Source organism: Candidatus Phytoplasma bonamiae (assembly GCF_030586845.1).
Taxonomy (GTDB): Bacteria; Bacillota_I; Bacilli_A; order Acholeplasmatales; family Acholeplasmataceae; genus Phytoplasma; species Phytoplasma bonamiae.
In genome coordinates this window covers 1-2,168 of sequence record NZ_JAOSIQ010000049.1, presented here as the reverse complement: position 1 = coordinate 2,168, position 2,168 = coordinate 1, and the positions used below count along the sequence as shown (strand labels likewise).

Genomic DNA, 2,168 nt, shown 5'->3' with positions numbered 1-2,168 from the left:
TCTTCTTGACTAATTTGCTTTCGTCGCAACCCGCTTTTATAGTCTGCTATAATCTATCATTCTTTCGTCTGATAAACCGACCATATCCTTTCAGGGTTTATCGGCCCTGGCTATTGGTTAGATAGCAGGAAATTTAGGCCTCTTTGGCGCCCCACTATAACCAATAGCAGTGCCTATTTCCAAAATATCTATTATTTTTTTTTGATTAATAAACTTTTCTAAAAATAAACTGGTTTCTTTTTGGATAATGGGTATATGCTCTTTTATAGCATATTTTTTTATTTTTTCTAAATATTTAGTTTTTGTTTTATAAAATATAGACATAGATTAATTTCTTTATAATTTTATTTTTATTTTGATAGGCAATTTAATTATCTTTGATTATTTAAAAAATTTTGTAAAATTATTGTAGCAGCCATTTCATCTTTTAATTTGAATATTTGTTTTTTTTTATATTGCGCCTGATACATATTATCAATGGCTTCTTTAGTAGAAAGCCGTTCGTCCCATAAAAAAATTTTAACAAATGGAAAATATTTCTTAATTCTTTTGCTAAAAGCAATACTAATTTTAGACTTAAATCCTATATTATTATTCATATGCCTAGGATCTCCTAAGACAATTGTATTGATATTAAGTTCAGCAATTATTTTAGATAAAGGTGGAATTAATTTATGATATTGATGCCTTTCAAATTTAATTGTTTTTAAATTTTTAGCAATAATTCCGAATTGAGAAAATGAAATTCCCAAAGTTTTTTCTCCTAAATCTAAACCTAAAAAAATTTCTTTTTGATATAATTTTGATTTTATAGACATCTTAACCATTCTTGTTTCAATATTATTAATTTATCCTTGTTATAACTAACACTTTTAGCAAAATTAGCATTTCCTCCGCCTTTTCCTCCAATAATAATATTTACACGTTTTATAAACATTTTAGCATTGATACTATCAATATTACTTTTACAAATTAAAATAAAATATTCAGATTTTTGTTTATATAAACATAAAAAATTAATTTTTAATTTTTGTATTAAATAATCCAAAAGATTTTTCAACATATTTTCGTCAATATTAATATTATCACAACCTAAAAACATGCAAGGTTCTATTTTAGAAGGTATAATTTTGTCTGCTTCTTTCATCATTTGCATTATAGCTTTTTGATTATTTTTTTTTTGTATTTGTAACCATAATTTTTGTAATTCTTCACAATATTCTTTATAAACACAAATACTTTTATAACTATCTTTGGTTTCTTTAAATTGAGGAATATTAATTTTATTATCCAAATCATAATAAAATTGTTCTATTTTATTCAATATTTTTTCTTCTTGTAAACGTAAATGTTTAGTTTTAGAATCAAAACCCATAATAATATTATAATTAGTCGTAGTTGCTTCAATTCTATAAATTCCAGAACCAATAGAAGTATAAGATAAAATAGCGAATTTCTCCAAAAATAAAGTATTAAAAGCATGAGTTCCGCCACATAATTGAATTGAAATGTCATTAATTTCGATTACTCTAACAATATCATTATACTCAATTTGATCGAGTAATTGTATTTTTTGATCTTGAGCTTCCTCCAAATTCATTATTTTAACATTTATAGGATATTTTTTATTAATCCATGAATTTATTTTGTTTTCTATTGTTATAAGATTATCTAAAGATAAAGATTTATAATAATTAAAATCAAATTTTAAAATTTTATGATTCAAAAAAGAACCACATTGTTTTATATCGGGATTAAATAAAATTTTTAAAGCAGCATGTAATAAATGTGTTGCTGTATGATTTAAAGTAATCAAATGTCTTTTTTGCAAATCGATGTATGTTTGAACTTGTTGACCTAATTCAAAAAAATCTTGGGTATAGTGCAAAAATTGTCCATGAGGCAGTTTAATAACTTTTTCGATATAACTTTGATTAATCATGCCAGAATCTGAAATTTGACCTCCCATTTCGGCATAAAAAGGAGTTTTGTCCAAAACAATTCCATTTTTGAAAACTTTAATAACTTTAGCCGAAGTACTAAAATACGGATAGATTAATTGCGTTTTATGCAGCGATTTATCTTTGCTGTTTTATTTACAATCAGCCCCCGTCCAAACCGGACAAGCAAGTTTCCAAGCATCCGGCTTTCCATAATTCACTCTCTTT

General features: G+C 25.0%; 3 protein-coding genes. All 3 read right to left on the bottom strand.

Annotation, left to right across the window (positions count from 1 at the left end):
* Positions 1-117 precede the first annotated feature (117 nt).
* From OC701_RS02600 to OC701_RS02590, 3 genes are read right to left on the bottom strand one after another with little or no spacing between them, the layout of a single operon-like run.
* Positions 118-324 carry a hypothetical protein gene (locus tag OC701_RS02600; RefSeq protein ID WP_304514524.1) on the bottom strand — a complete coding sequence of 69 codons (207 nt, stop codon included), beginning with the start codon at positions 322-324 and terminating at the stop codon, positions 118-120.
* A 47-nt stretch (positions 325-371) separates the two neighbouring features.
* On the bottom strand, positions 372-818 hold the full coding sequence (ruvX, locus tag OC701_RS02595) for a Holliday junction resolvase RuvX (protein ID WP_304514523.1): 447 nt from the start codon (positions 816-818) through the stop codon (positions 372-374).
* Complete coding sequence (locus tag OC701_RS02590) at positions 809-1,996, bottom strand: alanine--tRNA ligase (RefSeq protein ID WP_420887969.1); 1,188 nt, start codon at positions 1,994-1,996, stop codon at positions 809-811. The genes ruvX and OC701_RS02590 overlap by 10 nt, the downstream gene beginning before the upstream one ends.
* Positions 1,997-2,168: the final 172 nt, after the last annotated feature.